At 47.7% G+C, this 24,053-nt stretch carries 18 protein-coding genes; 17 read left to right on the forward strand and 1 reads right to left on the reverse strand.

From position 1 onward, the window contains the following. Positions 1–42 precede the first annotated feature (42 nt). The 9 genes from IFU39_RS20410 to IFU39_RS20450 all read left to right on the forward strand — a co-directional run bounded on the left by IFU39_RS20410 (position 43) and on the right by IFU39_RS20450 (position 10,417). Positions 43–588, forward strand: coding sequence for a ClbS/DfsB family four-helix bundle protein (locus IFU39_RS20410; RefSeq protein WP_105597892.1), 546 nt, complete (start codon positions 43–45; stop codon positions 586–588). Further along, positions 588–1,127, forward strand: a complete 540-nt coding sequence (pgsA, locus tag IFU39_RS20415; RefSeq protein ID WP_105597893.1) for a CDP-diacylglycerol--glycerol-3-phosphate 3-phosphatidyltransferase — start codon at positions 588–590, stop codon at positions 1,125–1,127. Before IFU39_RS20410 ends, pgsA begins: the two co-directional genes overlap by 1 nt. Before the next feature lie 197 nt (positions 1,128–1,324). Further along, positions 1,325–3,994, forward strand: coding sequence for a LuxR C-terminal-related transcriptional regulator (locus IFU39_RS20420; RefSeq protein WP_192134577.1), 2,670 nt, complete (start codon positions 1,325–1,327; stop codon positions 3,992–3,994). 136 nt (positions 3,995–4,130) lie between these two features. Next, positions 4,131–6,203, forward strand: a complete 2,073-nt coding sequence (locus IFU39_RS20425; RefSeq protein ID WP_192134579.1) for an S-layer homology domain-containing protein — start codon at positions 4,131–4,133, stop codon at positions 6,201–6,203. A gap of 157 nt (positions 6,204–6,360) precedes the next feature. Then, complete coding sequence (locus tag IFU39_RS20430) at positions 6,361–6,786, forward strand: GNAT family N-acetyltransferase (protein ID WP_192134581.1); 426 nt, start codon at positions 6,361–6,363, stop codon at positions 6,784–6,786. A gap of 40 nt (positions 6,787–6,826) precedes the next feature. Further along, positions 6,827–7,261, forward strand: a complete 435-nt coding sequence (locus IFU39_RS20435) for a GNAT family N-acetyltransferase (RefSeq protein ID WP_076318268.1) — start codon at positions 6,827–6,829, stop codon at positions 7,259–7,261. A gap of 108 nt (positions 7,262–7,369) precedes the next feature. After that, a complete protein-coding gene (locus tag IFU39_RS20440; RefSeq protein WP_253432554.1) occupies positions 7,370–7,792 on the forward strand; it encodes a hypothetical protein in 423 nt (140 codons plus the stop codon). 175 nt (positions 7,793–7,967) lie between these two features. Further along, on the forward strand, positions 7,968–9,188 hold the full coding sequence (locus IFU39_RS20445) for an RtcB family protein (protein ID WP_192134583.1): 1,221 nt from the start codon (positions 7,968–7,970) through the stop codon (positions 9,186–9,188). A gap of 50 nt (positions 9,189–9,238) precedes the next feature. After that, entirely contained in the window at positions 9,239–10,417 is a 1,179-nt protein-coding gene (locus tag IFU39_RS20450) for a DUF4272 domain-containing protein (RefSeq protein ID WP_192134585.1), read from the forward strand. 193 nt (positions 10,418–10,610) lie between these two features. Here the strand turns inward: IFU39_RS20450 and IFU39_RS20455 are convergent, their stop codons facing one another. Then, a complete protein-coding gene (locus tag IFU39_RS20455) occupies positions 10,611–11,648 on the reverse strand; it encodes a LacI family DNA-binding transcriptional regulator (protein ID WP_017689723.1) in 1,038 nt (345 codons plus the stop codon). Positions 11,649–12,176: 528 nt separating this feature from the next. On the opposite strand from IFU39_RS20455, the gene IFU39_RS20460 reads away from it, so the two are divergent. The 8 genes from IFU39_RS20460 to IFU39_RS20495 all read left to right on the forward strand — a co-directional run bounded on the left by IFU39_RS20460 (position 12,177) and on the right by IFU39_RS20495 (position 24,037). Next, a complete protein-coding gene (locus IFU39_RS20460) occupies positions 12,177–13,559 on the forward strand; it encodes an ABC transporter substrate-binding protein (protein ID WP_192134587.1) in 1,383 nt (460 codons plus the stop codon). Positions 13,560–13,681: 122 nt separating this feature from the next. After that, complete coding sequence (locus IFU39_RS20465) at positions 13,682–16,609, forward strand: extracellular solute-binding protein (RefSeq protein ID WP_192134589.1); 2,928 nt, start codon at positions 13,682–13,684, stop codon at positions 16,607–16,609. Positions 16,610–16,684: 75 nt separating this feature from the next. Further along, positions 16,685–17,596, forward strand: a complete 912-nt coding sequence (locus IFU39_RS20470; RefSeq protein ID WP_047842211.1) for a carbohydrate ABC transporter permease — start codon at positions 16,685–16,687, stop codon at positions 17,594–17,596. Positions 17,597–17,598: 2 nt separating this feature from the next. Further along, the gene (locus tag IFU39_RS20475; RefSeq protein WP_105597902.1) at positions 17,599–18,462 is read left to right on the forward strand and encodes a carbohydrate ABC transporter permease; all 864 of its coding nucleotides are present in this window, start codon (positions 17,599–17,601) and stop codon (positions 18,460–18,462) included. Positions 18,463–18,473: 11 nt separating this feature from the next. Then, entirely contained in the window at positions 18,474–19,940 is a 1,467-nt protein-coding gene (locus tag IFU39_RS20480) for an NHL repeat-containing protein (RefSeq protein WP_091014931.1), read from the forward strand. Continuing rightward, positions 19,921–20,541: a YIP1 family protein gene (locus tag IFU39_RS20485; RefSeq protein WP_091014929.1), complete on the forward strand. Its 621-nt coding sequence runs from the start codon at positions 19,921–19,923 to the stop codon at positions 20,539–20,541. Before IFU39_RS20480 ends, IFU39_RS20485 begins: the two co-directional genes overlap by 20 nt. Positions 20,542–20,555: 14 nt before the next feature. Beyond that, positions 20,556–23,141: a DUF5696 domain-containing protein gene (locus IFU39_RS20490; RefSeq protein WP_105597903.1), complete on the forward strand. Its 2,586-nt coding sequence runs from the start codon at positions 20,556–20,558 to the stop codon at positions 23,139–23,141. Then, positions 23,138–24,037, forward strand: coding sequence for a carbohydrate ABC transporter permease (locus tag IFU39_RS20495; RefSeq protein ID WP_105597904.1), 900 nt, complete (start codon positions 23,138–23,140; stop codon positions 24,035–24,037). The genes IFU39_RS20490 and IFU39_RS20495 overlap by 4 nt, the downstream gene beginning before the upstream one ends. Positions 24,038–24,053: the final 16 nt, after the last annotated feature.

The following is a 24,053-nucleotide window of genomic DNA, read 5'->3' on the forward strand; positions in this document are numbered from 1 at the left end:
TCTGATTGATGTAAAACGGTGAAACGAGGGGAGTGGAGTAGCGTGCCTGGAATCTTATATGCCTCGAAGAAAGAATTAAGTGAGACGATTCGACGCACCTATGTATTGTTTGAGGGTGAATTCACTGACATCCATGACAGTGATAAAGATAAGTGGGTTGAAGGTGTAGATAAGACTCCTGCCCAGATGATCGCCTACCAGTTAGGATGGATGAACATGGTGAGGGACTGGGAGCGCAATGAACAGTTGGGACTTGAAAGTCATATGCCGGCACCAGGATATAAATGGAACCAATTAGGGTCGTTAAATGAATCATTTTACGAAAAATATTCAAGTTATACGCTGGAGGAGCTGCGCTCTTTGTTCCGGGAGACAGAACAACAATGGCAGAATTGGATTGACTCACTGAGTGAGGAGGAATTATTTGTGCAAGGGATGAGACAGTGGACGGGTACCAAACCCGGATGGGCTATGGTGAAGTGGATCCAGATTAATTCGGTAGCCCCTTTTAAATCTTTTCGTACCCGAATTCGTAAATGGAAAAAAGGTCAGTTAGCCAAAATGGATGAGAGGAGTGGAGATATCTAATGAACCTGGCAAATAAAATCACGTTGGCTAGAATCGCGTTGATTCCATTGTTTATGATCTGTTTTATCAATCAGCAAAGCGTGATGATTGCACTAATTATATTTGCGGTAGCGGCAGGTACGGATAAATTAGATGGATATGTGGCAAGAAAATATAATCAGATCACGAATCTGGGAAAGTTGCTTGATCCACTGGCGGATAAACTGTTGATTGCGGTAGCGCTGGTCATGATGGTTCAGGAGAATATGATCAGTTCATGGATTGCTGTAATCATTATAGGACGTGAAATTGTAATTACTGCATTGCGAATGGTAGCAACAGAGCAGGGCATTGCTCTTGCAGCGGATCGATATGGAAAAATCAAAATGGTGCTTCAGGTGGCAGCGATCATGGCCATTTTGTTGAACAATGTTCCGTTTAGTTTGCTGACTGAGGTGCGAGTTGATGTGATTTTATTGTGGCTGGCAGCAGGAGTTACGCTGTTATCGGGATTGAATTATATTCTAGTAAACTATAAGTTGCTACAGACAGGAAGATAGAAAGCGTCGATTGGATCATGGCTTCACAGTGCGAATGGTACCCTGCAATCAATTCAACGTGCAGGGTTTGTTTGTCGTTTGTTTCTGTTCAAAAATATGTGGGGCATAGTCATGGTTCCTTGTATACTTAGAGTATCTGAATGTACATATAATGAATCGGAAAAAAGTGCACCATGGTGCTGATTCGGGAGGATCTCATGCAACAGGAACATACCGCTGGTCTCCACGGGGACTGGCTTCAATTTATGATTTTATCAACCAAACTGGAACTTCCGCCCTTACCAGCAGATACAATGGACCGTCCACGGCTAAGTTTGCAACGCAAAGAATTGTTCCAATCCAAAGTCACTTTGTTGACTGCCCCGGCGGGTTCAGGAAAATCAACACTGTTGGGCAGCTGGGTGAGAAGTGAAGCTGTTCAAGCAGCCTGTGTCTGCCTGGATGATAAAGATCAGGACCCGCTTCCGTTTTGGCTCTACATTATTCATGCACTGAATCGAGTGATTAAGGAACTCTGCGGTGATGTACTGCCACATTTTTTGCAACGGTACCCGATAGACCCCAGGTCAGCATTGATATTATTGTTGAACCGTGTTGCCCAGACCAATCAACATACGCTGCTTATTCTGGATGACTATCATGCAGTAACTCAGCCGGAGATTCATGAACAGATGCAATACTTTATTGAAAATCTCCCCCTATCCATTCATCTGGTCCTGTCTAGTCGAACATATCCTCCATTCAAGCTTGAAAAGCTGCGTCTGAGAGGTGAATTGAAGCAATTTACGCTTCTGGAACTGGCATTTACGCCAGAAGAGGGCATTGAATTTTGCCAAGAGATTATGCAATTGGATATTGCCGGGGGAGATGCGCGTGGTTGGGTACAGCAGACGGAGGGGTGGGCTGCCGGATTGAAGTTGCTTGCTTTATCTCACGCATGGGGTGGAAACGCGTTGGTCAGCCCTATGAATTCGGTATCTTCACCTCTCTCACGTGAAGATCATGGACCTACTGGCGAGAGGACGATTTCAGATTACCTGCTTGAAGAGGTATTCCAGCGTCAGTCACCGGAAATGCAGCAATTTCTGCTCCGGACAGCGATCACGAGAAGAATGAACAGCAGTTTATGTCAGGTATTAAGTGATATGCAGGAAGCTCCACAATTGTTAAGGCAACTGGAGAAGGAACATCTTTTTCTTGTTCCACTTGATCGGGAAGCGCACTGGTATCGTTATCATCATTTGTTCTCTGCATTTCTAAAGCGTGAACTGGATCGTCGTGGTACTGAACAAGTAAATGAATTACATGCTCTTGCTGCACTTTGGTATGAACAACGGGGATACCCGGCAGAAGCGTTGGATCATTATATTCTCGGACAGCACATGCAGGATGCAGCGAGACTGCTGGAAGAGTTGTTTGCCCATTTTATTATGGGAGAGTGGTGGACGCTCCGGCGATACTTTGATGTTGTGCCACTGGAGATCGTGAAATCACGTCCCAAATTATATATGTCCTACCTGTTCCTTGTTGCACGTGAAATGCCTTATGGACAGATGGTGAAGCAGCTTGATGAACTGGAACAAGTGATCCGGGTGCATCTTCAAGGGCGGCTGGAACCTGAGATCATCGGTTATTTGTTGCAAGTTATATGTGTGATGCGAGCATACATGGCCTATTTGAATAGAGATTTAGATGGGCTGGCTCATTATTTGGTGTCCTACATTGATCAGGGCTATTCTGATGATATTGCCTTTCAGTATATGGACTATGATCGGAGAGAGAGTATGCGCCTGCGCAGCTTCCATGGCGTTAATGGCTACTTGAGGCGTGGGGAAGCTTGCTTCGGAGCGATTACGGAACGTTGGTATGCTGAACATGCCTATGTAACGTCCTACTATGGTGTTGGATATGGTGAGATTTTAATGGAGCAAAATCAAATTGCAGGAGCGGTCAGATATGCGGACCGAGCTCTAGAAGTGGCTTTGCAGATCAAGGTGGCTGCGTTGCTTGTTCCAGCTTATGTACTCAAAGCCAGACTTGAACTTACACTGGGTCGACCTGAAGAAGGCTTGAAACTGCTTCAGCAGGTCTCAGGATTATTATCTGTGAAGGATATGGAGTACTGGCAGCCAGCACTGGAAGCACATCAATACCGAATTTTAATTGAAATGAGTCCGGTGGCATCGGCCCAAACCATTCTGGCTAAGTCTGCAAACGAAGGAGATGTGGCTGCTGAGATCAGCTGTGATCAGATTTTCCATTCCATGATTCGCATACGTGCGATGATCGTACTTGAACAGTACGATCATGCACGAGAGGAACTGAGACGAATCCGTAAAAAGGCTGAAGAACGGGACTGGCTCACTGAACAGGTAGAGTGTGCTCTGCTAGAGTCAATCATGCTGCACAAGCAGGGATTCACAGATGCCGGTGTTGTAGCGTTATCCCGTGCTCTGGTGCTGGGAGGACCCGAAGGATATATTCGTTCATTTGTTGCTGAAGGTGAACAGATGAAACAGTTGCTGCAGGACTATCTCTATCTGCGTCGTACAAAGGCGATACATGATGATGGTGTGAAAATGGCTTATGTGAAGCAGCTATTATCTGCTTTTGCAAGAAACAAACGATTGAGAGGCCTCTCATCTGCAGGAGAGGCCGAGCTGGATACAAAGGAAGTGGGACTCAGCCCGATGGAGCAAAAAATATTTGGTCACATCGCTGAGGGCCTGACCAGCAAACAGATTGCTGCCGAGTTTGGCATCTCACCCGGAACTGTTAATACACACATTCGCCGAGTGTTTGCAAAGCTGGGTGCGAGCAGTCGTACTCATGCTGTACAAATCGCGGAGCAGCGGGGATTGTTATGATTTTGTGAAACAGTGTCTACTCTTTTGTAGACTGTTTTCAAGCAAAGGTCTCTCCTACAATGAAGATAATTAAATAACTCTGACGAGTCTTTGCTGACACCAGGGTTTATGTTCATGTGGGAGGTAGCGTTAAAAAATGTCAACACAAGAATCCAAACGAAAAGTTCATAAGGAAAACAAGATCCGTAAGGTCTGGCCTTATTTGGCAGCCCTTCTGTCTTTATCCGTCATTTCTGTTCCCGGGACAATGCATGCAGCGACCGATGCAGTAGACATTCGTGACTTGCAGCAGGCAGCACCTTGGGCCAAGCAAGCCATTGAAAGGGCTGCCGAACAACAGATGATTCTGGCGGATGAAGCAGGGAATTTCAACCCGAGCGCAACGTTAACAAGAGGGGACCTTGCGTATACACTGGCTCAACTATTGGAATTGAACGTGCTGTCGTCAGTCCAGCTTCCAAATCAGTTATTCAGGGATCTGGATCGTAACGCTGAGAATGGTTCCTATATTCGTGCACTTCAATTGGCTGGAATTATGAATGGTTATCCGGATGGTACGTTTCGTCCTGCTGGTCTGGTAACAAGGGAAGAGCTGGCAACAACGATTATTCGGGCTCTGAAGGCTAAAGGATATGATGAAACATTAAATTTGGCCAAAGAGTTGTCATTTAAGGATACTTCCGAAATTAGTGCCTGGGCTTTGCCAAGTGTACAACAGGCTGTTGAGTTGGGAATCTTGAAAGGGGACAATGGAAACTTTGCGCCGAAGCGTTCTACTTCCAGACAGGAAATGGCCGTGATTGCATTACGCGCAACTGAAGTCATTCAAGCTCTTGATGAAGCTGCGAGTCAAGAGGGCGCCAATTCGGAATCCAAACCTGATGAGCCAGGAAAGGTAACCGAGGTACAGGGTACAACTTCAGGCGGCAATAACGCAGGGAACGGTACAGAAAACGCAAACGGTAATTCCGGGGCGGCACCAGGGAATGGAAATGGAAGCACCGGTGGTGGAGGTGGATCTGCGCCAACTACTCCGACGAATCCTTCCACTCCGTCCAATCCAGGTACGGGGAACAGGGCGCCACTGGTTATTAGTGGCGGTTTGCCTGATCAGGAACTTACACTAGATCATGCCGCATTGGACTTGAACGTCTCGACGTATTTTAGTGATCCAGATGGTGATGAATTGCAATTCAGTGTCATAGCCGGAGATGCAACCCTTGTTTCCTCTACTGTCGTAGAAAAAGTGATTCGACTTGTTCCACAGGCTGCTGGAGAAACAACGCTGACGATCAAAGCAGTTGACGTCCAGGGCGCAAGTGTTACGGCACAACTCAAGGTTAAGGTACAGGCCAATACGATAAGTCGCCAATTCCCTGATCCACATTTGGCTGGAGCTATTGCTTATTGGTTGCAAAAGGATGTGGATGATCCACTGACCAAAGATGAATTGGTGGAAGCACTCATTCAGACCAATGGAGGGTTGTATGCGAGAAATGTGGGTATTTCCGATCTGACAGGAGTCGAGATATTCAAAGGATTGAATGTAACCGAAATCGACCTTTCCGGAAACGCCATAAGCAAAGCGGATGCCTCTGGATTCGATCACTTGAATTGGCTTGATTTATCCGGTAACGAACTGACGCAGATTAATGTTACAGGATTGAATCAGCTGGAGTATCTGAAACTTGCGAATAATCGACTTGCTTTATTGGATGTGAGCGGACTAGATTCCTTACAAGAACTGGATCTGAACAGTAATGAGCTTGTTCATTTACCCGTTGGAATTGCTGAATTGTCTGATCTGCAATACTTGGATGTGAGTAACAATTCCATATCCCTGAGAGAAGAGCCTGACTTCGCACTGCATCACACGTTGCTGCAACGTTTAGACAGGTATGACTTCGATGATGCTTCTCCTGTATTGATAGAGGCACCTGGGGGTAATACCGCTTATGTTCATGGAGATGAGATTGAGATTGACCTGTCCTTTATGTTTGAAGATGAAGATGACGTTAGATCAACTCTCACACTACAGGCTGACTCTCCTGATCCACAATTGGCAGATGTCAGAATGGATGGACAGAAACTATACGTTACTGCACTGGGGACGAGTAGTGAGCCTATTCGGATTGAGGTGAAGGTTACGGACCCTCTGGGCAAAGTTGGTGTAGGTCACGTGTACGTTGATTTGAGAGAAATAGAGTAGCGCATTTTAAAACAGCATATGTGGACTAATGCAAGTTACATCAACGTGCCTTCCTGTACAGAAGGTGCGTTGTTTTTATTTTTTAAGGGATAATTTTATGTTAAAATATGCAAGAAATGAATGAGGCTGTGAGTGATGGCGATAGGGGGAGAAGAGGATGTCCCGAATAAATATTAATCCAAGTACTTCAGAGGATTCAGAGTATGTTCGCCAGCAACTTATCGCATTTAATGCTGCACATGTGAGCGAGGAATTGAGGCATCGTTACGAAGAATTGAATTTCAATATCAAAAATGAGACCGGCGAGATTGTTGCAGGTGTGCTTAGTACACTTTGCTGGAACTGGCTGGAGGTTGATATTCTGTGGGTGGACTCTGAACAACGGCATCGGGGATATGGTTCACAGTTGTTGCTTGAAGTTGAGCGAATTGCACGAGAGAAATCATGTGATTTTGTCATGTTGAACACTTTCTCCTATCAAGCACCGGAATTTTATAAGAAACATGGCTACGAATTAATCACAACGATCGAGAATGCACCGACCGGACACAGTCATTATTATTTTAAAAAGGATCTTACTTAAGACAAAGCATGCGAAATAGGACAAAATCAGGAGGGTTATGATGGTTACCATTAAAGGAATCGAACTTGAAGATTTACCAGCACTAAGCCAGCTATACAATGAGTTGATGGGAATGCCTACCAATGAACAGCAGATGAAAAAGATGTTTCATTACATACAGCAGAATGGTCATTATCATGTGCTTGGAGCATTTTACAATGGCAAACTGGTTGGGTCAGTTATGGGGGTTGAGTGTATGGATCTGGTGGGTCCATGCAAACCGTTCATGGTTGTGGAGAATGTGATTGTGTCGGATCAGGTACGCAGGCAGGGCATTGGGCAGAGATTGATGCTCCAGATTGAGCGGATTGCCAAAGATATGGGTTGTGGTTACATGATTCTGGTGTCTGGCGATCAGCGTAAGGAAGCACATATATTTTATGAGAAGTTAGGTTTCAAGGATGAGAAGGTGCAGGGTTACCGGAAGCATCTTTAAATATCCAAGCGGATGAAAATTTCTTACACAAGTGGAAGGATTACTTAAGGAACACGGCGAATAAGGCATAGTCTTAACAAAAGAAACGAATAAGAGGGAGGCACTCTCGTGCTCAAAAAATGGGCTAATGTTTTCATGATTCTGAGCCTGGTATTCGCCGTATGTTCCCCAACCTCCTATGCTGCCGCCAAAACGGTTAAGGTAACCGTGACATTGGTTAGCGCAGAGCTTGTCGAGAATAACTCTGTCGGTAATGAATGGGCCATCGGAGCAAGTGTGAACGGCAAAGATCTGGAAGAAGGTTCATCAGTCACTTTGAATCTGAAGTCTACAGGTACGTTGAAACTGGAGGCCATCGCCGAAGAACAGGACAAAATTCCCGATTACGGGGATAAAAGCACCAACGTCAAACTATCTTCGTTCTCCAAATCAACCAACAAGACACTTTCCGTGGTGGTGACCGAGAACAGAGGTCGATATTCTGGTAACACAGCGACTTGGGCGTTCAAGTTTAAGATTAGCAAGAAGTGAATAGGAACCAACTGTAAGAAAAGGGAGCCGAGCTCTCTTTTTTTATGCGTAGATAATGTTGAACTGAAGGAAGACAACGTTTCGAGTCACGCTGATCTTTGTTAAACTAATGAGAACAAGAGTATAGAAATAAAAGATGTATTTTCAAAATAATACATAGGAGGTTAACAAAATCATGCGGATCGTAGATAACATTAAAGTCTGGGGGGAACCGCTGGAGAATGCCGTAAGTCAGGCGGTGACTTGCTCGCAATATGGAGATGTATTGGGTGTGGCTCTTATGGCCGACCATCACAAAGGTTACTCGCAACCCATCGGTGGTGTTGTCGCTTATCGGAATATGATCAGTCCGTCAGGTGTCGGATATGATATTGCCTGTGGCAACAAGGCTGTGCGCACCAATCTGATGTGGGATGATATTCGGGATCAGATTGGTACGATTATGGATGACATCAATTCGACCATATCTTTCGGCGTGGGCCGCAACAATCCAACACCCGTGGATCATGAACTGTTCGACGACGCGAGCTGGAAGCTGTTCGATACCATTGAACCGGGATTACAACATAAGCTGAAGACGCTCGCACGCAACCAACTCGGAACCGTAGGCAGTGGCAATCATTTCGTGGATATTTTTGTAGAAGAGGCAACGGGGAAGGTGTGGATCGCGAATCATTTTGGCAGCCGCGGGTTCGGTCACAAAGTGGCGAGTGGGTTCCTTAACCTGGCCGCAGGGCGTCAGTTCAGTGGCAAAGCACCTGGTGAATCCATGGATCAGCCACCTACATTGTTTAACCTGAACAGCGAAATGGGTGATATGTATTGGGATGGAATGACTCTGGCGGGCCGATACGCCTATGCAGGACGTGATTATGTCATTGAACAGGTGCTCGGAATTCTCGGGGCAAGTGCTGAATATGCCGTACATAATCATCACAACTTTGCCTGGAAAGAACAGCACATGGGTGAAGAGGTAGTTGTGGTCCGCAAAGGCGCAACACCACTGGCACCTGGGCAACTCGGTTTTGTCGGAGGCAGTATGGGCGATATCTCGGTGATTGTGGAGGGGATTCACAGCGAGGAGAATACCGAGTCATTCCGCAGCACCGTACATGGGGCAGGGCGCACGATGAGCCGAACCCAGGCGGCCGGGAAAATGAATTACAAGCTGCGCACACGCATGGGTGGCGAGATTAGCGAAGCCCAGATGCATGAGGCGATTCGTGCCTATGGTGTCGAGCTGCGGGGAGCGGGCACAGATGAAAGTCCGTTTGTGTATAAGAAATTACAGGATGTACTGAACGCACATGCCAATACGCTGAAAATCAACCATGTACTGCGTCCCGTTGGTGTCGCCATGGCCGGAGGTAATGAATTCGATCCGTATAAGGATTAGTCATATATGTTCAACTGAACATTTACACGATAACGGAGAGGGTGAACTTCATGAGGAATTGTGCGATATATAGCTCTCAGTTTGACCTGGATCAGCTGTTTGAATGGATTCAATCCATTTATCCTGAGGGTACGATTAAACGCCGGGAAGACAAGACTCATATTCAAGTGACTCAGAAAAAATGGCTGAGTAAGAAAACCAAAGGCTTTAATATCATGACCAGCCAGACACATCCTGAGGAATTTACGACCATGATTCAGGGGATGCTTGGATTTTTGAGTCAGATTGAAGGGCGCAATGCTTCGCTCCAGGAAAAGGTATTGATCAAATGTTCCACACTGAACATGGTGGTTGGCATTGAGACAGAAGAGGATATCTCAGAAGAATTCTTCGGCGAGTTATTACAACTGGCTGATGCTCTGGATGCTGTGATCTTCTGGGGAGGTGGATCTCTGCTGAATGCACAAGGCCAGTTATTGCTGGATGTGAATGGAGAGTCAGAGGTAGAGGACTACACGGTGACAGCGCACACCAGTTTCCTGGACGATGCTAGAACCCAGACGGAGTCTGCAATCCAACGTAAAGTGCGTTCAGAGCAACGGTTGACTGAACAAGGCATTCCTTATAATGCGAACTTGCCTGCAAGGGCCGGAGAAGAGCACACCACAATCCGGAGTAAAGAGGAAGTCGCTCGCCGTGCGGTGGCCCTGTGTCTTGCCGCGCTTAAGGGAGAGTGTCTGGGAGCAGGCGAAAGCGCGGACGATACCGCAGCTCTGGTTCAGGAAGTGATCGACAAGTATGAGGCTGAATCCTTTTTCTCACCCATAGAGAAGAGGTTTATCGACCAGCACGGAGCAGAGCAGCAGGAGATCATCTCCTTCTCTTGGGGATATGAAGCGTACCACGTCATGTTGTGGGCGCTAGGTTATGTGGAGGAATTGGGTGCACCAACGGAGTTGTGTAACGTTGGGAAGGATGTCGGTTATTTGCAACAGAAGGACAGCTTTGCCGACTTTCTCTCCGATGCATCTCTGCGCAGCAAGAGCGAGATTCTGGATGAAGCAGATCTGATCTACCGTTACAACTGGGTGTGTGTGGATAGCCGTGTGAATGACAGAACACCTCCTGCAGGACTGAATGGTGGAGTGGCTTATGAACGTCACCGTGCATTGAACTGGATGATCTGTTATCTGGATCAGGCGTGGGATGATGTGCGTACAGATACGTAGAACGGGATGATGTAACGGCCCTAATGTAATAAACAATAAACATTACACACATACAACAAATGCAAATACCCCTATAGCCGCTCAAATACGGTTAAAGGGGTGTTTGGCGTGTGGTTCTGTGTGGACATAAGCTTAACTCCATATATGCTTCAATATGTATATCCACACACATTAACGATCATATATTCTGCTTTTATCCACTATGCCTGCCGAACTGTTCACGAATAATGACATCAGCAAGAATCAACTTTTTCTCGACGTTGCTCTCCGGATTCGCAATGCGCCATAACATCTGATCCACTGCACGCGCACCGAGCAACTCCTTGTTCACATTAACTGTAGCCAGTAATGGGATATTGTCGTATAGATTATCAAATCCCGTGACAACACACTGATCGGGTACACGAATACCCATACTCTCAAGGGCTTCTATAGTGTATAGCCCATAGAAATCGTTCGCACATACAAACACTTCAGGCAGGTTATCCTCACTGATCACCGAAGTGAATGTCTGGCGGAACTCATCCAGTGCCTGATTACTCAGCTCGGGAATCTGATGTATTTCCATCCCATGACCCATAAGCACAGAAGTGTATGCAATCCAGCGTTCATAGAAGCTATGAGCATCCCCGATATTGCCAACGAACTGGAATGTTTTGAAGCCCTTGCGGAGCAAATAGAGCATGATCTCCCGCATGGATGCAAAGTTATCAGTGAATATGCTGTCACTGTGAAAAACAGGGTCCAGATGATCCACCATCACAACCGGAATACTGAGACGCTTGATTTCAAGCAGAATCGGGGTCGAGATCGAGCCAACGGTAATGATTCCACGAATGGCATCCGGGTTGAGAAGGGTGAATAGCTGGTCTGCGGATGGTTCCGTCAAGGTTAGAATGTTAATGCCTTTTTGGTTCAGCTTGGAAGAAATCCCGTTAAAGACGGGTCCCCAGTATACGGAGTCCTGATTTTGGTACCGAACATTGGGAAATAAAATCAAGATCGTTCCGCTTGAACGTGTGTTCTTCGGTTCCTGAAGTTCATGGCTGTTATACAGTTCACCAGACAACATGCTGTTATCTTTGAAATATCCAAGTTTGCCAGCGGCCTTGAGAATGACATCCCTCGTTTGATCGCTAACTCCCGATTTTCCAGACAAAGCTCGTGATACCGCGAATTTCGACAAACCCGTAAAATGTGCAATCTCCTGAATTGTTACCTTTGTCTTCATCATACCATCCTTACACTCGTAGTTCTGCCGTATTCCTTATTTGGAGCGATATCCAACTGTTCCTAGTATAACATGATGTATTTCTCTTAATCTAATAACGGACAGAGAATTCAAAATGTTAGTGATGCAGAGTATTTTAGGATGAACGTTCAACGTGACGGTAAGCATATTTTCAGATAGAATGACGAATTTTGTCTGTTGAATTATTATTTTGTTATTTTATAAAAATAACAAAATAAACAAAGTTAGAATCATGGTTTAATAAGTTTGTACTTAGAGTCCTGGATATTGAATAAGCTGTAATACAGGAATATTAGAGGTTAATCAGCATTTTATCAGAATAATCAGAAAATGTTAACAACAAAAATGTTGACGCTTACATTTTGCTGTGTTAAATTTTGTTTGTCAAAAACAAACAAGAAAATAACAAATGGTGGTGGTTGTTTATTTTCGATTGGTTGATGAGCGGGGTTAATGATTTAGAGTGGACCATGATTGGCATACACATTCGGGGAGGTTGTTAAAATCATGACTAGAAGATGGAATGTTTTACCTCTAATGTTATTGGCTGTGATTCTTTTTGTATCCGCTTGCAGTGGTGGGGGGACAACGCCGACAGGGACAGACGCAGAGGGAACAACGAACTCAGGCAACAGCACCGAAATCGCTGAAACAGACAAAGAGGACGCAGCGGAAGAAGTTGTGGCGAATGTGCCTGATCTGGGTGGACGTGTCATCAAAGTTGCGGCTTGGTGGGATCTGAAACCGGCAGGAGAGACGGCCTCGGATAAGGCCAGACTCGATAAAATTGCAGAGGTGGAGAAGAAATACAACGTAAAACTGGAGTTCGTCAATGTACCTTTCGAAGAATACATGAACAAATTCACCACGTCTGCGCTGGCCGGCGAACCATTCGCTGATATCGTTCAGATGGAATACAAATCCGCACTACCCGCTATCCTCAAAGGGCAGCTATTGCCCATCTCCGAATTCACTACACCTGAGAACAACATCAACCAAGAGGCTAACCTGATTACCAAATTCCCTGCCATTGCAGGCAATGAATACGCCTTCGAATCGCCAACCAGCATTGGTCTGGGACTTCACTATAACCGTGACTTGTTCAAAAAATTATCTCTGCCTGATCCTCAAGAACTTTATAACCAAGGTAAATGGGACTGGGATAAATTCATGGAACTTGCCAAACAGGCAACCAAAGATAGCAATAACGACGGCAAAACTGACGTATTCGGATTTTCTGGCTGGGCGCTTGATGTCGTTCGTCATTTTACCGCGGCCAATGGTGGAACGATCGTGGATGATGCCAATAGCAAGGAAGGATTATCCGATCCGAAAACGATTGAAGCAACCGAATTCGTTAAACGGTTGTATAACGTGGAGAATGTCGTGAAGGTCAAAACCGGCGACAAAACCAACTGGGAGGAAAGCAATACGTTCAAGGATGGAGACGTAGCTCTGTTCACTGCTGCTGAATGGCAGTTGGGCGATCTCACCTTTGCTGTCGGCGTTGTACCGATTCCGAATGGGCCACAGGGTAGCAAAGAGGTAACGTATGCAAACAACGCGGCATCGGCGAAGTTCATTCCAAAAGGTGTGGAGGATCCAAAGATCGTCTACCAAATCTATGAAGAGACCTTCGACATCCCACAGATTGAAGAGTATCCAGGTCAAGACTATCTGGAGAGTCGTTATACCGATGAGAAGGATATTGCGATCATTCGCGAGCACATCGCTGGAACAGGCCGTATCTTGTTGGATGATGCCTACACGGGGTACCCTTTTGGGGATTTTGTGAACGATATCATCAAAGACAATGCTTCCGTCACAGCAACGGCTGAGAAATACAAAGCGCAGGCACAAGCTGCCATTGATAAACTGGGCAAACAATAAGAACTTATCACCAGCAAAAGATTCAGGCAGGGGCTCGTGTCGGCAAGGTTGCACAGAGCCCCTTTTCCTGAACCACCAAATCGGCATTGCTGGCATCAGCCTTGATGAGGAGGACTCGGAGGATGGCTGGAATTCTACAACGTAAGACATGGATATGGTCCACAGTGATCATCGTGGCAGCAGCCTGCATCATTCTATATGTAACTTCCGGCGCTGATGGGAAGAGTGCAGACGTTCCACCTGGCAGTCTGCCTGCCATTGAAGTGGATGCGGTCTTGCAGCAGACCCGGCAGAAAAAGGGATACGCACAGTATCGATCCGGAACGGATCAGGCTACACAGCCGAATGTGGACATCACCATTGAAGCAGGAGATTACATAAAAGCCGAAGGTGAAGACGTCCGCAAACTGACTAATTATGAGGGAATGGATGGTGTATCTCTCCATACCGGAGAGACCGGACAAGTCGATTGGACCATTAACGTGCCGGAGACCGGGCTGTATAACCTGTCCGCCACCTATTATCCCGTTGAAGGCAAGAGTTCGGCCATTGAGCGTGCATTGTACATTGATGGTGAACTTCCTTTTGCGGAAGCCGCCTATTTGCAGTTTGACCGGGTGTGGGCCAATGAGAAAGATGTTGTTGAGCAGGACAATCAAGGTAATGACCTACGCCCGAGACAAGTGGAGCAACCACGCTGGATGGAAGAAACGTTTCAGGACTCCGACGGGTACGAACAGAATCCATTCAAGTTTTATTTGGAAAAAGGGGAACACACGCTAACGCTAAAATCATCACGCGAACCCATGGTGATTCGGTCCATTCGTCTTTTCAATGAGAAGACAGCTGTTCCTTACGCGGAAACTGCAGGTGCACAACAGTCGGATTCCTCCGGGCAGCCGAAGGATGTACTTATTCGCATTGAAGGAGAAGCCGCGATTGCCAAATCTTCACCTACGTTATACCCGACCAGCGAAAGGTCAAGTTCTGCTGTATCTCCTTACAGCGCTTCCCAGGTACGCATTAATACGATTGGCGGCTTTAACTGGCGTCTGCCAGGACAATGGATCGAATGGGAAGTGGATGTGCCGGAGAGCGGACTTTATCATATCGGTTTTACCGCACAGCAGAATTTTGTCAAAGGCATCTATTCTACACGCAAACTGACCATCGATGGTGAAGTTCCATTTGCTGAGATGGCGCAAGCACCCTTCCGTTACCAAAGCGACTATCGCATTGACGTCATGGGAGGCAAGGAAGCATACAAGTTTCAATTGGACAAAGGAAAACATGTGCTGCGGCTGGAGAACAGCCTCGGAGATTTTGCACCTCTTATCCGCAATGTGGAGGACAGTCTGTACAACTTGAACTCCATGTACCGACGCATTCTGATGATTACAGGTACCAAGCCTGATGAATTCCGGGATTACCGGGTGGAGAAACAGATTCCGAACCTGCTGGAAGTGTTCAGTGGGGAAAGTAACCGACTCAAAGAAGTGGCCGCACAGCTTCGTCTTCTGTCAGGACAGTCCAGCGATCAGGAAGCTCTGATCAAGACAATGGCGCTGCAACTGGACGAGATGATTGACAAGCCAGATACCATTCCAAGACGGCTTGCGGCTTACAAAACCAACACAGGTGGTCTCGGCACATGGGTGCAGCAGGCACGAGAGCAGCCTCTTGAGATTGACGCACTGTACGTCACTTCGATTGACCAAGATATTCCCGGAACAGGCATGGGACCACTCGCAAAACTTGGTCATGAAGCGAAGATATTCTATCATTCGTTCTTCATTGATTATAACCAGATCGGCAATGTATCTACATCGGAAGATCAGCGTACGGTTACCGTCTGGATTGGTAGCGGACGAGACCAGGCGAATACGATGAAAGCGATGATCGACAAGACCTTCACACCAGACAGTGGCATTAACGTGAATCTGAAGCTGGTGAATATGGGAACCTTGCTGCCAGCGACCTTGTCCGGTGAAGGTCCGGATGTAGCGATGCAGATCGGCAATGATCTGCCGGTGAACTTTGCGATGCGGAACTCGGCTGTAGATCTGACGCAATTCAGTGATTATAGCACCGTAGAACAGGAGTTCAGAGAAAGTGCAATCGTGCCGTATGCCTATGATTCAGGCGTATACGCCCTGCCGGAAACACAAACCTTTAATATGCTGTTTTATCGTAAAGATGTGCTCGAAGAACTCGGACTTGAAGTGCCTCAGAACTGGGAGGATGTGGAGGCTCTACTCGCGATTCTGAGCAAAAATCACATGGAATTCGGTATGCCGGTTGTGACCCAGGCGAATATGCAGGGGGTTAATATTCCGCCGAACTCGCAGTATGCCACGATGCTGCTCCAGAACGGCGGCGCCTTCTATCGGAACGATGACAAGGAATCGGATCTGGATTCCCGGATCGGGATCGAGACGTTCAAGCAGTGGACGGAGTTCTATACCGATTACAAGCTGGAACGGGAATATGATTTTGCCAACCGTTTCCGGACAGGACAGATGCCTATTGGGTTAACGGATTACACCATGTATAACCAGTTGTCCGTATTTGCACCGGAGATTCGAGGCTTATGGGGATTCGTTCCTGTACCGGGAACCGTTCAAGCGGATGGGACCTTGAATCGGGACGTACCGGGTGGAGGCAGCGCAGTCATGATGCTGGAGGGTGCCAAGGATCAGGATGCGGCGTGGGCGTTCATGAAGTGGTGGACCAGTACACCGATTCAGGCTGAATTTGGACGGGAGATGGAAGGGCTGATGGGTGCCGCTGCCCGTTATCCAACGGCCAACATCAAGGCACTGGATTCCCTGCCGTGGCCTGCCGAGGATTACACCAATCTGAAGGCTCAATTCGAAACGGTGAAGGGCATTCCTGAAGTACCCGGTGGTTATTTTACAGGCCGCCATCTCTTTAATGCATTCTACAAAACTGTTGTTGGCCAAGTGGAAGCCAGGGAATCCATCATGGATTACACCCAATATATTCAGGACGAGATTCGAGTGAAACGTAATGAATTTGGTCTTCCGTAAGCAGAGGGAGGGTTAACCGTGCCACAAATATCACTCCGAGACGGACAAAACAGTCCTCCTGAGAAAGCGTCAAGGATGGGCATGAAGTCGTGGTGGAGCTGGAAGCTCCAGGAAATGAAGGCCAGCAAACATTCCTATGTTCTGCTTGCACCGTATATGCTCCTGTTCCTCATGTTTACCGTGATTCCGGTTGTCATCTCGATCATACTCAGCTTCACCTACTTTAATATGCTGGAATTTCCACGTTTCATTGGCTGGCAGAACTATACTCGCCTGTTTCTGGAGGATGATGTATTCCTGATTGCAATCAAGAATACGTTGCTGTTTGCCATCATTACCGGGCCGATCAGTTACATTGCTTGCTTCGTCTTCGCGTGGATTATTAATGAGTTAACACCGAAATGGAGAGCGTTCATGACACTGATCTTCTACGCACCCTCCATCTCGGGCAATGTGTATTTTATCTGGCTGATGATTTTCTCGGGAGATCGTTATGGTATTGCCAATGGGCTGTTGATCAAATGGGGTTTTCTGCTGGAGCCAATCCAATGGCTGAAGACGGAAGCCTACATTATGCCTATTCTCATTCTCGTGCAGCTATGGCTGAGTCTCGGAACCGGATTTCTGGCGTTTATCGCCGGTTTGCAGACGGTGGACCGGACGTTGTACGAAGCGGGAGCGGTGGATGGGATCAAAAATCGCTGGCAGGAGCTATGGTACATTACCCTGCCTTCAATGCGTCCACAGCTCATGTTCGGCGCAGTTATTCAGCTTACAACCTCGTTTGCCGTGGCTGATGTGTCGATTGCACTGGCCGGGTTCCCAAGCGTGAACTATGCGGCAGAGACGGTAGTCACCCACTTGATCGACTTTGGTACTACGCGGTTTGAGATGGGATACGCATCGGCGATTGCCACCGTGCTGTTCATGATTATGGTGGGCACCAACTTGCTGGTACAGAAACTGCTTCGAAGGGTGGGAGAATAGCTATGGCTGCAATTGCGACAGGCAAAAAGCGGGTGAATCGCTCGCTATCGGGAAGTCTCTCCCTGTTTGCCCTTCTGCTCGTATTTGGTGCCTTCATGGTGCTGCCGCTGATCTATGCGATCAACAATGCATTCAAACCATTGGATGAGATTTTCACCTTTCCACCAACGCTATTTGTCAAAAATCCCACGTTCAGCAACTTTTCAGATCTGCTGAATCTGCTGAGTGACTCGTGGGTACCGTTCTCACGTTATATATTCAACACGGTATTTATTACAGGCATCGGTATCGTAGGCCATGTGCTTCTGGCTTCCGCAGCGGCGTACCCGCTTGCCAAGCACAAGTTTCCGGGCAAAGTATTCATGTTCCAAGTGGTCGTACTGTCACTGATGTTCACACCAGCAGTGACGGCAATTCCGAACTACATGATCATGTCCTGGCTCGGATGGATCGATACGTACTGGGCTGTTATCATTCCGGCATTTGCCTATTCACTCGGGTTGTACCTGATGAAACAGTTCATGGAGCAGATCCCGGATGCACTGCTGGAAGCAGCCAAAATTGATGGTGCCAGTGAATACCGGATCTTTTGGTCCATCGTTATGCCTAATGTGAAGCCAGCCTGGCTGACATTGATCATACTGCTGTTCCAGATGTTATGGGGCAGTGATGGCAATGGATACATCTACAGCGAGCAGCTCAAGACTCTGCATTATGCAGCGGGTCAGATTATTCAGGGCGGAATATCCCGGGCAGGAGCGGGTGCTGCGGTAGCACTGATTTTGATGAGTGTGCCGATCACGCTATTTATTTTCTCTCAGAGCCGAATCATTGAGACGATGGCGAGTTCGGGCATGAAGGATTAAGGGGGAACGATATGGCACGCACAGTGAAAAGATGGCTTGTTCTCCTGGCGGCAGTATCTCTGTTGCTGGTGAATGCCGTGCCTGCGGCGGCCTCCCCGGCGCCGTATGAGAGTTATAACTACAACTACTGGAAAGAGGCTGTTCCTTCACCAGATGCCTATCTGCCCGAGCGCACCATTTCAGGCCGTGACCTCGGCATTAGTGAGTTCAAAGACCCCGGTGATGTGAACGTTTCACCCTCCGGGTTGATCTATATTTTGGATAGCGGCAACAATCGAATCATCGTATTGGACCCAGGCTTTAAGCTGCTGAGTGTAATCGATGGATTCATGATGGAGGGCAGCAAGGAGACCTTTAACCTTCCAGGTGGATTGTTTGTAGATGAAGAAGAACGCATATACGTCGCCGATACGGGTAACGGTCGTGTGGTTGTCCTGGATGGAGAGGGGACGCTGATTCAAACCATTACGAAGCCCGAGTCGGATATCCTGTCGACCCAATTCCAGTTTCAGCCTTTGAAACTAACGGTGGACCATGTAGGCCGAGTGTACGTTGTGGCGCAAGGGGTCTACGAAGGGATTATGCAGTTTGACGAGAGTGGGAAATTTATCGGATACGTCGGTACCAACAAAGTGGAGCGGGACTACGGCGAATATATCTGGCGCATGTTATCCACCAAAGCCCAGCGCGCACAGATGGTCCTGTTTGTCCCGACGGAGTTCTCCAATGCGGATATTGACCACAAAGGATTTGTGTATGCAACGAATATTGATCCCGGCTCGAATGAACCGATCAAACGGCTGAATCCGTCTGGTGAAGATGTGCTGAAGCGGTTTGGTTATTACGACGTCAAAGGCGATATTCGGTTCCGTAACAATCCCGGTCCATCCAAACTGATCGATGTGAAAGTGCTGGGCGACGGCATGTACAGTGTACTGGATGCGACACAGAACCGGGTGTTCACGTACGACGATGAAGGTCATCTGCTCTACATGTACGGTGGCAAAGGAAATCAGGTGGGCACGCTCAAAACACCTGTCGCGATTGAACAATCGGGTGAGCATCACTTGGTTCTGGATCGGGGAAAGAACAACCTTGTTGTCTATGAGCCAACCCGTTTTGGTGCCCGTGTGAATGAAGCGGTGGCCCTCCACTATCGGGGCGAGGACACGGAAGCCGTGAATATATGGAGAGAAGTGCTTAAGCTGAATGCCAACTATGATATTGCCTATATCGGCATCGGCAAGTCCTTATTAATGGAGAAGAAAAACGAGGAAGCGCTAGGTTATTTTGAACTTGGGATGGATCGCAAGAGTTATTCTGTGGCGTTTAAGAGGCATCGGCGGGAGATGATGAAGGAACATTTTGGTACATTCCTGACCGCTGTAATCGCGCTAATTGTCATTCTGATCCTGACCCGTGTGGCGGTTAAATGGAGACGGAGGAGGCAGGTTGATCGTGAAGCAGGATTTCATTAAGTTTCCGCTGCATCTCATTTTTCACCCCATAGATGCATTCTGGGATCTCAAGTCGGATAACCGGGGACGGCTGCTTGTTGCTTTTGCAGCACTCGCGCTTACCATTGTCATGATGATTTTGCAAAAGCAGTATGCAGGATTTCTCGTCAATTACATCGACCCTCGCACGATTAACAGCATCATTGAGATCGCCACAGTTGCGGTACCTTTCTTTCTATGGTGCATGGCCAACTGGGCAGTAACAACCTTGATGGAAGGGGAAGGCAAGTTCAGGGAAATCGTTCTGGCAACAGGTTACTCGCTCATTCCGGTTATTCTGGTCTATGCCCCGATGATCGTGGTTAGCCGGTTCATGGTGCAGGAGGAGACTGCTTTTTATTATCTGTTCAATAGCATCGCGTTTTTCTGGTTTGTACTGCTTCTGTTCATTGGCATGATGACGGTACACCAGTACACGGTGGTTAGAACGATCGTTACGATGGTGCTGACACTCATTGTGATGGGCATTATTGTATTCCTTGGCGCACTGGTCTTCAGCATGCTGCAACAGTTGTACGAATTCGGTTATAACATCTACCGCGAGTTGATTTTTCGGACCTAAAGGAGGCGGCATCCGTGAATAAAAGGCAACGAATATATACGGTGCTGGCTGGTGGTACAGCTGTAATCATGATTGCAGCCGGACTGCTGTATATAAACAACAGGGGCATTCCTGCCGTAGAAGCCGCGGCTTATATGGATGCAACAACCGAAGCCATGCCCGTCACGGAGGACCCGTTGCAGTTTCTTGGCGACTCTTCGCAGGGTGTGCCTGGTATGAAGCTGGTCGCCGAAGATCAGGGTTTGGCCTTGTACTATAACGAGGAGACAACGGAAATCGCAGTACGTAACGGGAAAAGTGGAGAGATCTGGTACAGCAACCCGAAAGAACGGGCGGAGGACAGTCTCGCTTCCGCATATGAAAAAGAGGTCCTGTCCTCCCAGTTGAACGTGTCTTTCCGGGATTCGATGGGCACTTTGGAGAACTTTCCAAATTTCAGTTCGAGTATAAGCAACAAACAATTCACCGCAGGCCAGATCGATCAGGGCATACGGGTCAACTATACACTTGGTGATACATCACTTGGTATTGATGCACTGCCCAAGCTGATCAGCAAGCAGCGACTCGAGGAGAAGGTTCTTTCCAAGCTGGATGCTACTGTCGCAAGATACACGTCTGCGCGTTATTATCCAACCAAGAACAATCCGGATATTCTGGAACGGCTGGATGGACAGATTTCGAAGCAGCTTGTGCTGAACAAGATGTTGAGTGCATTTGAGACGGCAGGTTACACGGCGGACGATCTGGCTTTTGACAATCAGGAGAATGGAGTCGAAGGCGGAGGCGTGTCTGATAAGCCAAGCTTTGTTATTTCTGTGGAATACCGACTGGAGCAGGGAGCGCTTGTTGTGAGCGTGCCCTTGAGTCAGATTCAGGAAAGTGGGCAATACCGCATTCGAAATATTGATTTGCTCGCTTATTTTGGTGCTGCGGATACGAAAGGTGAAGGCTACATGCTCGTACCTGACGGTTCGGGTAGCCTGATCCACCTGAACAACGGGAAAACCCAGGAAGAGCAGTATGTACAGCGTGTATATGGGGCAGACCCGAATGATAATTCACTCAGTCGTCCTCAGGTTAGTGAATCCGCGCATATGCCTGTGTTTGGTCTGAAAAACGGGGAGAATGCCTGGTTTGCAGTCATTGAAAAAGGGGATGGCATAGCCAGTATCTCCGCGGATATAGGAGGCAGGCAGAACAGTTACAATCACGTGCATGCGACCTTCTCCCTGCGGGGTGAGGATGAACTGGAGATGTACACCTCGCAGAAAATGCAGGAGATTCAGCTGCTTGGCGAAGAGCCTTACCGCGGAGATATTCAGGTCCGCTATCATTTCCTTCATGGAGAAGATGCCAGTTACTCGGGTATGGCCCGCCTGTATCAACAGCAGTTGATCGAGCAGGATGTACTGAAACCCCTCGTGGAACAGACAGAGTTGCCGTTTTATGTAGATGTGCTTGGTGCAGTGGACAAAAAGGCTTCGTTCCTAAGCGTGCCCTATCGGAGCACTTTAGCTATGACGACGTACGAACAGGCCACCGAAATGGCAGCGAAGTTACAGCAGGAAGGTGTGAACCGTGTACAAATGCGGTATCAGGGATGGTTCGGTGGTGGCATCGGCCATCACACGCCAACCCAGGTGAAGTTGGACAGTGAAGTAGGCAGTCGTTCCGAACTGCAAGCGTTGTCCGCTAAGCTTGAGCAGTCGGGTGGAGCTTTGTTCCCGGATGTGGCTTTCCAGCACATTTATCACGATGATATGCGCTTTGCTCCTTCCTCGGATGCAGCGCGGTTTGTCACCAAGGAGACAGCAGAACTGTATCCGTACAATCCTGCACTTAATCGCATGGATCAGAGTAGGGACAGCTATTATTTGCTCTCAGCGGCCAAGCTTCCTTATGTGGTTAGTGAGTTTGCTGACAAATTCAATCAATTGGATCTCGGCGGGTTATCCCTTCGTGATCTTGGGCAGGTCCTGACTTCAGATTATCGGGATAGTCGGGTGATTCATCGGGAGACGGCGAAGCACATTGTGAAGGAGCAGCTGGGCAAGCTGGAACAGTCCTATCCGAACCTGATGGTATCCGCCGCAAATAGCTACGCTTGGGGTAGTGCACAACATGTTGTGAATGTACCCGCAGGGTCGAGTCGGTTCAATATTACCGATGAAGAAGTTCCTTTTTATGCGATGGTCATTCATGGGTACATGAATTACGCAGCATCTCCGATGAACACGTCGGGGGATCAGGATCTGCGCAAACAGTTGCTGCGAAGCCTGGAGCTTGGGGCCGCTCCGTATTTTCAATGGACCTATGAGCCATCTTCCCGGCTGAAACTTACGAATTATGATTCGGCCTACGCTACCGAGTATAGCTATTGGGTGGATGACGCTGTTGCCTTGTATAAGCAGGCCAATGAAGTGCTGGGAAAACTGGAGAATGAGCAGATCCTGAAGCATGAACGCATCCAGGATGGCGTGGTCCGGATCACTTATACGGGCGGTACATCCATCCTTGTGAATTACAATGCGGACGCAGTAACCGTGGATGGAACAACAGTTGACGGGATTGACTATGTGGTGGAAGGAGTGAACCGATGAGAACCATTCGATTATCGCTGAAGTCACGGAGAGCGCTGCTTGGACTTGCATTTATTTCTCCGTGGTTGCTCGGTTTCATCTTCCTCTTTGCCACGCCGCTCCTGCAATCGATTCGGTTTAGTCTGAGTAATCTGTCCGTTGCTCCGGGCGGGTACGTTCTGGACTTCGTTGGATTTAAAAATTTCAAGGATGCGCTTCTGTTTGATGCTACATACAACCGGATTCTGGTGGATTCCGTAGGAGCAATGCTGCTGAATGTGCCGATGATCCTATTCTTCAGTCTGTTCACGGCTACATTGCTCAACCAGAAGTTCAGAGGCAGAACGATGGCGCGTGCGATCTTTTTCCTGCCGGTTATTCTGGCTTCCAGTGCAGTCGCAGCAGCGGAGTCTGCAGGATTGATCAATCTGATGGGAGATGCAAGTGCGGTCGATGCATCAGCCGATGGCGGGGCTTCGTTCAACGTGGTGTCCATTGTGCGGATGCTGGCGGATGTGGGATTGCCAATGGCCTATGTGGATTACATTGTAGAAGCCATCATGCGGATCTATGAGATTATTAGCAGCTCAGGTGTTCAGATTTTGATCTTCCTCGCCGCGCTGCAGTCGGTACCTGGATCAATGTATGAGGTTGCGAAGATCGAAGGGGCGACAGCTTATGAATCATTCTGGAAAATTACATTTCCTATGGTCAGTCCGTTGATTCTGACAAATGTCATCTATACAATCATTGACTCATTTGCCGGGAGTCCGGTCACACAGGCCATCTACCAAACCGCATTCAAAACCCAGAACTTTGGCTTAAGCTCGGCGATGTCCTGGCTGTACACGCTGGTGATTGGTCTTGTACTGATCGTAGTGGGGTGGGTGTTGTCACGGCGGGTTCACTATAACTGACGGTTAACATTAAGGG

It is taken from the genome of Paenibacillus sp. CFBP 13594 (genome assembly GCF_014842675.1).
GTDB lineage: Bacteria > Bacillota > Bacilli > Paenibacillales > Paenibacillaceae > Paenibacillus > Paenibacillus amylolyticus_B.

Coding starts and splice junctions, on each gene's coding strand:
- pgsA (WP_105597893.1), top strand. CDS start 588: ATGAACCTGGCAAATAAAATCACGTTGGCTAGAATCGCGTTGATTCCA.
- IFU39_RS20430 (WP_192134581.1), top strand. CDS start 6,361: ATGTCCCGAATAAATATTAATCCAAGTACTTCAGAGGATTCAGAGTAT.
- IFU39_RS20475 (WP_105597902.1), top strand. CDS start 17,599: ATGGCTGCAATTGCGACAGGCAAAAAGCGGGTGAATCGCTCGCTATCG.
- IFU39_RS20480 (WP_091014931.1), top strand. CDS start 18,474: ATGGCACGCACAGTGAAAAGATGGCTTGTTCTCCTGGCGGCAGTATCT.
- IFU39_RS20470 (WP_047842211.1), top strand. CDS start 16,685: ATGGGCATGAAGTCGTGGTGGAGCTGGAAGCTCCAGGAAATGAAGGCC.
- IFU39_RS20445 (WP_192134583.1), top strand. CDS start 7,968: ATGCGGATCGTAGATAACATTAAAGTCTGGGGGGAACCGCTGGAGAAT.
- IFU39_RS20495 (WP_105597904.1), top strand. CDS start 23,138: ATGAGAACCATTCGATTATCGCTGAAGTCACGGAGAGCGCTGCTTGGA.
- IFU39_RS20460 (WP_192134587.1), top strand. CDS start 12,177: ATGACTAGAAGATGGAATGTTTTACCTCTAATGTTATTGGCTGTGATT.
- IFU39_RS20420 (WP_192134577.1), top strand. CDS start 1,325: ATGCAACAGGAACATACCGCTGGTCTCCACGGGGACTGGCTTCAATTT.
- IFU39_RS20435 (WP_076318268.1), top strand. CDS start 6,827: ATGGTTACCATTAAAGGAATCGAACTTGAAGATTTACCAGCACTAAGC.
- IFU39_RS20450 (WP_192134585.1), top strand. CDS start 9,239: ATGAGGAATTGTGCGATATATAGCTCTCAGTTTGACCTGGATCAGCTG.
- IFU39_RS20425 (WP_192134579.1), top strand. CDS start 4,131: ATGTCAACACAAGAATCCAAACGAAAAGTTCATAAGGAAAACAAGATC.
- IFU39_RS20455 (WP_017689723.1), bottom strand. CDS start 11,648: ATGAAGACAAAGGTAACAATTCAGGAGATTGCACATTTTACGGGTTTG.
- IFU39_RS20465 (WP_192134589.1), top strand. CDS start 13,682: ATGGCTGGAATTCTACAACGTAAGACATGGATATGGTCCACAGTGATC.